Here is an 8,046-nt window from a genome sequence, read left to right as displayed (position 1 = left end):
TCGTATGAGAGCGCAACCGTCATCGTGTCGCCCGCGTGATACTCGTCGCTGTCAGTCCCTATCGTTATCGTCGGTCCCGGCGGCTTGACGCCAGACTCGTGGCAGAGAAGCCCAGCCGGCGTGGCAAACCAGACGTCGCCGCTCGGCGCTATCGAGATGTCGCGTATCTCATTGACCGCAAGGCCAGAATCGATGTCCCACATCGTCCACTCGGTCCCGTCGAAATAGCCCAGACCGTCGTTCGTCCCAACCCAGATGTTATTGTCCGCATCGCACTCGATGCAGCTTATCCGGTTTGACGGAAGACCATCATCCATCGTGTACCATGCCACCTCGTTCTCGCCGTCGAATTCAAGCACGCCTCGTTCGCTTGAGCCAAAGCCCAGCCAGAGCATCCCGTCGTTGTCGCACGCTATCGTGTGGACATACTCGTACTGAGGCAGGAACTGGTCGAGCTGATCGTTCTTGACGCCGGCCAGCCCGATCGGGGTGCCGACCCAGATTCGGCCCTGTTGGTCGCAAGCGATGCCCTCAGGCGTTATTGCCCGCGGCGGCGTGTCGTTCGTGAAGGCCTGAAAAGTTCTCCACGAGGAGCCATCGTATCTGGCCAGGCCTCGGCCCGCACAGACCCATAGATTATCATGGCGGTCAAGACAAAGGTTGGTCGAGCGATTCAGCGACATGCCGTCGTCCGTCTTCCCGTAGCTGGTCATTGTGCCCTTCCAGCCCTTCAGGAATTGCTGACAGGCAAGCCAAACCGTGCCATCCAGCCAGAACTCGATATCATAGACCTCATCGGCGTAGGTAGTCCCTGGGTTGTAGAGCTCCTTCCAGCGCACGCCGTCAGAGTAGCCAACCTGGCCGAAATAGGTTCCGTAGAAGGTTCTGCCCAGGCCATCGACAGCAACAGAGCATATATTGTTGTTCATCACGGTGCACTCGCCGCCCGTGTAACTGTTCCAGAGGCCCTGGTAGTACCACGCCAGGCCGCCGCCCGTCGTGAACCAGACTGTGCCGTCAGTTGCCGCGTCAACACCGTTCACGTTGTCTGAGGGCAGGCCGGAGTTGAGCGTGTTGAACGTGGTCCAGTTCTCGCCGTCGAACATCGCCACGCCTCCACCGCCGCTCGGTACCCAGACACGGCCTACGGTGTCAATGGCTACCCCGGTTGGGTGAATCATCGTCCCTGGCCACACCCGGTATTCAGCCACATCCTCGCCGTTTCTTATGTGATATACCTTCATGCCATCGATAGCGAGCCAGACGTCGCCCGCGTCTGTAGCAGCGATTGCTAACGGCACGAAATCGCCGTAAGCCAAACCGTCGAACACCTCCCACTCGCCGTCCCTGTACCGGCCAAGCTGGTGCTCATTCACCGGGGGGCCATCCCACGCAAACCAGCCAGTTCCGTCCGGAGCGAAGCATATCGCCCCGGGGGCATATTCTAGCCCGGCGGGGTGGTCCATCACTGACCAACTCGTCCCGTCAAAGCGTACGATACCGGTCCGGATTCCATTCGCCGGATTTGCAGCCCAGACGCTGCCATCGGGCGCCGCGGCGATCACCCCAAAGGGGCCGCCCGCATGTACATCGGTGAACAGGAAAGTCTCGAGCTGGTGGTCCAGGACGCGGCAGATGACGGTCCTACAGTGGACCCAGACAGCCCCGCTAGTATCGACTACAACCTGGTTTCCTGGATATGACGACGGGAGCCGAAATAGCTGGAAATCCTCCGTCAACGGGCTGAATCCCACCAGAAATCCTCCAGCCTTGAACCACGCCCAGCCCGGTGACGTGGCAAGGTCCTCGCCGCTTGCGAAGGGATTCGTGTAGATAGTGAACTCCTCGGCATAAGAGATGCCCGAAGCGAACGAGATTAGAAAAGCCACAAAACAGATTGACAACACTATCAAAGACCTTTTCGACATTTGACATGTACCTCATAATTTGTGATTATCTTTCGATAATCATTGTTGGTTTCTCGTGTGGGCGCATGATTGCGCCCACTACGGCCGGCCGGGAGGCTTCGCGCCTCTTGGCCGGCTTTTTCATCTCGGGATTATCGAGGCGAAAGTTCTGCGCGGCGAGCATAGGTGGGCCTCGCGCGGTCGAGCCCGCCGTCGCCGGCTTGTCCTCCGTAGCAAGTGCGAAGGAGGAGGCTATGGCGGACGGAGAGGAGCGGCGCCTATCTATCTCCATACTACATATAGCAGCACTTGAGAATGACACCACAGAATATAGGAGCCTCATCCCACTCTCCTAATTTTGTCTTACAACCTCACCTTAAAAATAACGCCTGCAACTAGAAGCGTCAAGTGCTTTTTTGCGGCGTTAAACACCGTCAAGACGGCACTGCTTTCGTTTTCACGAGCTTGACATTAACCTGCGAATCTCTACAAGGGGATTACTTGAATGGTAGGCCCAGGCCGACGCACCCCAAACGGGCCTCGCCCACATAGGCAATTTGATTTCTCGGGGGCTGCAAGCTCAGGAGTTTTCGTATTTTTGGGGAGAGGAGTGTTGAGTTGCAGGCCGCAAGGCGGTGATTTGGGCGTGCGAGAACTGGAATCGGTGAGCTGGACGCCGCCAGCCCCAACGGGGCTGAATGTGAGTAGCCCCATGTGCAACGTGGGGTTAAGGGCGCATCCAATTCTGTCTTGGCGACCCCAACGGGGTCGAACAAATGGACAGATCAACGACATCGTTCGACCCCGTTGGGGTCGCCTTTCAGGAGGTTTGGCGCCACCTGTCCGTAGGCTGGGCCTGCGGCCGGCGCCTACGGCTATTCAACTTAATCCCCTTCCGGGGATGCAGGAAGGACGGCGTCAGTTGAGCAGGCCCGGGCACGATTACGAAAACTCCTCCTGCAAGCTTACTTGACAGCACGTGGCAGAACAGTATCGTACAGGGAGTGCAATTCGGCGCGAGGAGGTTGGGAGTTTTTCTACTGAGGACCGTAACTTTGCAGCGAGTTATATAACTGGCAGGTGAGGGAAGAATGCGGATACTTTTCGTGACCCCGTCCACCGGCGGTGAGTATTTTACGATAAACATTGGTCTGGCGTCGATAGCGACCTACCTTGTGAAGCGCACTCGGCACCAGGCGAGGATTCTGGACTTCTCATTCTGCCGTAACAGATGGCGTGAGCGGCTCAGGCGGGAGATGTTGAGGTTCAGTCCTGATGTGATTGGCATAACGCTTTTGAGCACGCACGGCTTTTCGGCGCGGGAGATAGTGAGCGAGATCAGGAAGATCGACCCGGGCGTCAAGATCATCAGCGGTGGGCACCACGCGACGATTACGCAGGGCAAGGTGTTTGAGGAGCTCGACATTGATGCGATTTGCATCGGTGATGGGGAATACGCGACCGAGGAGTATCTCGACAGGCTCGAGGAGCGGAGGAGTCTGGAGGGCCTGAAGGGGGTGTGGTTCAGGGACGGGGACACAATCGTCGAGAATCCCACAAGGCCAGCGGTTAAGAATCTTGCCGATCTGCCGGCGCCTGACTGGAAGTTCTGGAGCGATTTTGACAAGCATCTTCAGGTATTTCAGATGTTCCCCTTCATTGGCCAGCGGAACTGCCCCCACGGGTGCACGTATTGCTCGGCGACGATCGTGAGAGAACGGGTAGGCGTTGGGATCAGGTTCCTCGACCCGGTGGTGTATGCACGGCAGGTTCGCGAGGCTTGGGACCAGTGGCGGGGCCCATACTTCAAGATAGCCTGGATGTGGGACCCGGTGTTTACGATCAACCGCGAGTGGATGCGCAAGTTTCTTGAGGAATACGAGAAGCTCGACCTGGTTGGGAAGCTGCCTTACTCGATCTACTCTCGCATAGATGAGCTGGACGAGGAGAAGGCGAGGCTGCTTCATGAGACTGGCTGCCTGAAGATTAGAACGGGCATCGAGAGCGGAGACGAGTTCATTCGGAACAAAGTGTATGAGAAGGGACTGTCGGCCGAGCAGATCGATTACGCCGCCCATCTATGCCGTAAGTATAACCTGTCTCCGACGACATATTTCTGCGTGGGCGCCCCGGGCGAGACTCGCAGAAGCCTGAGGAGGACAAAGTTGATGGCTCGTTCGGTCAAGGCTGAGACAACAGTTTTCCACGTTTGGAAGCCGCTTCCGGGCACAAAGGCAGTTGACAAGCTTCGGGAGTTTGGCGGCAAGATGAGCAATAGGTGGGCAAAGGAGGTTGTGGACATTACTCGGACCTCATTCATCACAACTCCTTACATCGGTCCGTTGACGATTGGGTGGTTCCAGACGCGAGTGCTGACGGTGATGACGCTTCGGAAGGTTTTCTTGCAGTTGTGGTATCAGAAGCAGCGGTTTTTTGTTAATTTTTTCAGATATTTGGTTCTTTGTCGCAGAAATGGATTCAAGATTTTTGACATGCTCAAGAACTTCACCTATGTCAACGGCGTGGACATTCTAATTGACAATGCTCGAAGAGAGGGCATGCTCAGCGCTCGCCCCAGTGGTGTGCCCCGGGATTTGTCGCACACGGAGGAGCGGGACCGGGAGAGAATCTATCATTAATCATAGGCAGCAATTGGCAGTCATTCTTTTTTTGGCGTTTCCGAGGTTGAGCCGTGGCTGAGCTGGTTCTAGTCAATCCGCCTCTAACGTCTTGGGAGCAGTACTGCTACCTCCAACAGACGAGCAATAACGTCGCTCCGCTGGGTCTTCTGAATCTCGCCGCCGTAACGAGGCAGGCTGGTATAAAGACAGCCATTGTCGATGCCGAGGCGTTGGGTCTTTCTTATGAGCAAGCGATCGAGAAGGCCTTGTCGCACAGGCCCAGCGTTGTTGGCGTAACGGCAGTTACGCTCTCGATAAGCAACGCTGCAAGGTTCGCGGCGGGCATCAAGGCGGCGGACAGCCGCGTGAAGTTGGCGATCGGTGGCCCGCACCTCTCAGCCGTCCCAGAGGAGACAATGAGTCGCTATCCGGAGTTTGACGTGGGCTCGATCGGAGAGGGCGAGGTAACTGTCCTGGAGCTGATGCAGGCGTTCCGGGGGGAGCGGACGTTCGAGAGCGTCAACGGACTGATCTTGCGCGGCGAGCAGGGGACTCATCGAACGCCTCCGCGTGAATACCTTGAAGATCTCGACCATCTTCCGTTTCAGGCCTGGGACCTTTTGGAACACTTCCCCGACATATACACGCCGCCGGTTCACTCTTTTGGGCGCTTGCCTGTCGCAGCGCTCTACACAACGCGTGGCTGTCCAGCCCGGTGCACATTCTGTTCCAAGAACGTCTTCGGCAACAGGATTAGGTTCTTCAGCGCTGACTATGTCTTGGAGGCGATCAGGCGGCTCATTCGGGACTACGGCATCCGTGAGATAAAGTTCTACGATGACAACATGACGTTCTCGAAGGATAGGTTCTACGGGCTATGCGAGGGCATAATTCGCGAGAAGATGGATATTACCTGGACTTGCGTCTCGCGTGTGGACCTCGTGAACGATGAGATGTTGGTTCTTGCCAAGAGGGCTGGTTGTTGGCAGATATCTTACGGACTTGAGGCGGCATCGGTTCGGTTGCTGGAGTTTGTTAAGAAGGGGACTAATCTGGAGAAGGTGCGGCGCGCGCTGCACGCTACTCACAAGGCCGGGATAAGGACTAGGGGGTATTTCATAGCGGGGCTACCGACCCAGACCAAGGATGAGTTGGAGGAGACGGTGCGGTTTGCGCTCAGAGAATACGTGGATGATTTCCAGATTCACCTGTTCGTGCCGTTCCCCGGCACGCCGATCAGCGAGAACATAGAGCAATATGGTGAGGTGGTTGGCGGCTGGCACGATATGAACAAACACAAAGTAGTCTTCATTCCGCATGGGTGGACCGCCGAGGAGCTGGACAAGGCTTACAACAATGCGCTCCGGCGGTTTTACATAAGGCCCAAGACCGTTATCTCCTATCTCGGGCAGATCCGCAGTTGGGACGTGCTAGTCAAGTTCATAAAGAGCGGCATCACCATTGCCTGGCACTGGTTCTTTGGAGGACATTCCGAGGCCAGGCACGACGCTCATGCTCAGGCGAAGCTGTTTGCGAGCAATGGTTCGGGGCGTGCCTCGGAGTTGAGTTCTGCCGCTGTGTCTCATCAGGAGGCATCAAGAAGTAAGGAGGCCCAGCTTTAGATGTCTCTTGGACGTAGATTGGGGTCAGTGGTTTTCATCTGCGCCTTTTGGTGGGCATGGCTGCTCGCAACGAGCGTGTTTGCGGCGAGCGTCGAGATCATGCCGCTATCCGAGATCAAGCCCGGCATGACTGGGTATTGCCTCACGACGCTAAAGGGCTTTGAGCCCGAGCGCCTACAGATCGAGATACTCGGCGTCATTTGGGGCGTTGCTCCGAGAGCGAACCGGATTCTATTTACAGGAACGGACAAGACGTTCAAGAGATTTGGCATCTTAGCGGGGATGAGCGGGAGTCCATGCTACATAGATGACAAGCTGATCGGCGCGTTATCGTATGGCTGGATGGCCGAGAAGGAGCCGATAGGCGGGATCACGCCAATAGAGGAGATGCTGACAGTGCTCAAGGCGCCTGTCGTGCAGCATGGGACGCACGGCGCAGGCGGCGTTTTCGCAAAAGAGTCCGCCGGGATGAAGCCCTACCTGGACGAGAACGGGCGATTCAGGCTGCCCATCAAATTGCGGCCGTTGAAAGATATGGGTCAAGGCGAGTCCGAGCTTATCGTCTCGGAGTCCGCAGCCTCCAGTAATCCACTGCTCTCGCGATTGGCCGGAGTGCGACTGAGGCCCATTCCGCTATCTTTTGTGTCGAGTTCCGCGGGCCTGAACAATGTGGCCGGCGAGCTAGGCCTTACGTCTGTTGAGGCGAGTTCGCGAAGCCCCATTCATATCGACCCGGAGCAGCTTAAGCCGGGCTGTCCGCTTGGCGAGTCGCTGGTCACGGGCGACCTTGATTTATCGGGGATGGGAACGCTGACTTACAGGGACGGAGACGTCTTACTCGCTTACGGACATCCGAGCTTCGGTGGCGGAAGCGTGAGCTATCCGATGTGCAGCGGTATCATCCATACAGGCTTCCCGAGTTACAGATACAGCTTCAAGATCTCTTCCAGTTCTCAACCTCTCGGCGTGATAACACAGGATAGGTATCCTGCTGTTGCTGGCAAGATAGGGGGTAGGGCGGACACGCTGCCGGTAGACCTGTGGCTGACGGGGGCCCAGTCTGGCAGGACGCGCGAGTTTCATTTCGAGATGATAAGAGACAAATACTTCACGCCACTGCTCTTGGGGCTTGTGGCACACTACAGCATCTATGCGTTCCAGCATGAGTCGGGCGAGATGACGGTCGATTGGGACATTCTGATGGACGTCAATGAGCATGAGCCGGTGCGCATCAGGGATTCGCTTTCTATGCCTCAGTACAGTTACAGGCAGTTCATGGGGTATATGGGGGAGACATTCGCTGCGGTCATTGACAATGGTTTCGAGGATGTCCGGCTCGACAAGGTTCAGATAAAGCTCAAGGTTAGTCAATCGATCGACGTCGCGGATATTCTCTCCATAGACGTTGATAAGAAGCGTGTGCGGCCGGGCGAGAGCGTTGGGCTTAGCGTCTGCGTTCTACCTCATGCACAAAAGGAGAAGACGCTGAGGTTTCAGATCCCGATACCGAAGTCGTGCCAGCCTGGGTCTGCGGAGCTGATGGTGTTCGGAGCGGATGCTTACCAGATGTGGGAGAGCGTGCGCGCCAAAGCGAAGTTCCAACCCAAGAGCTACAACGACGTGGTTGACATGTTGCTCGAGGCGCCGAACCACAGACAGCTCTTAGTTGTCCTTGCAAGGAGGAGGCTTGTGGCAATGCGAGGGCGTGAGGTTCTACCAGACCTGCCTATCTCTGCACGCGACGTCCTTTCGTCGGCGGCCTCGAGTGAGACGCGCGACAATGCCAACTTTGAAGTCTTGACAAGGCTTGCGCTTGAGAGCGATTTCAACCTAAGCGGTAAGAAGAATCTCGGGATACAGATTAAGCCGAGAAAGCTATAGTCAGGTTAGTTGGCC

Annotated in this window: 5 protein-coding genes; 4 read left to right on the top strand and 1 reads right to left on the bottom strand. The window is 56.5% G+C overall.

Annotation, left to right across the window (positions count from 1 at the left end; genetic code table 11):
• The coding region (locus VM163_04260; protein ID HUT03086.1) for a two-component regulator propeller domain-containing protein at positions 1–1,928 on the bottom strand (1,928 nt) is incomplete at its 3' end.
• Between the two features lie 5 nt (positions 1,929–1,933).
• Here VM163_04260 and VM163_04255 point away from each other — a divergent pair.
• From VM163_04255 to VM163_04240, 4 genes are all read left to right on the top strand, one after another.
• Positions 1,934–2,263 carry a hypothetical protein gene (locus VM163_04255; protein ID HUT03085.1) on the top strand — a complete coding sequence of 110 codons (330 nt, stop codon included), beginning with the start codon at positions 1,934–1,936 and terminating at the stop codon, positions 2,261–2,263.
• Positions 2,264–2,998: 735 nt separating this feature from the next.
• Positions 2,999–4,546, top strand: a complete 1,548-nt coding sequence (locus VM163_04250; GenBank protein ID HUT03084.1) for a radical SAM protein — start codon at positions 2,999–3,001, stop codon at positions 4,544–4,546.
• A 53-nt stretch (positions 4,547–4,599) separates the two neighbouring features.
• Positions 4,600–6,150, top strand: coding sequence for a radical SAM protein (locus VM163_04245; GenBank protein HUT03083.1), 1,551 nt, complete (start codon positions 4,600–4,602; stop codon positions 6,148–6,150).
• Positions 6,151–8,031 (top strand): SpoIVB peptidase S55 domain-containing protein, encoded by a 1,881-nt coding sequence (locus VM163_04240; protein ID HUT03082.1) that lies wholly within the window; start codon positions 6,151–6,153, stop codon positions 8,029–8,031.
• Positions 8,032–8,046 lie beyond the last annotated feature (15 nt).

The organism is bacterium (genome assembly GCA_035527515.1).
Classification (GTDB): domain Bacteria; phylum B130-G9; class B130-G9; order B130-G9; family B130-G9; genus B130-G9.
The sequence above is the reverse complement of the archived record's forward strand: the minus strand, read 5'-3'. Positions and strand labels throughout refer to the sequence as shown.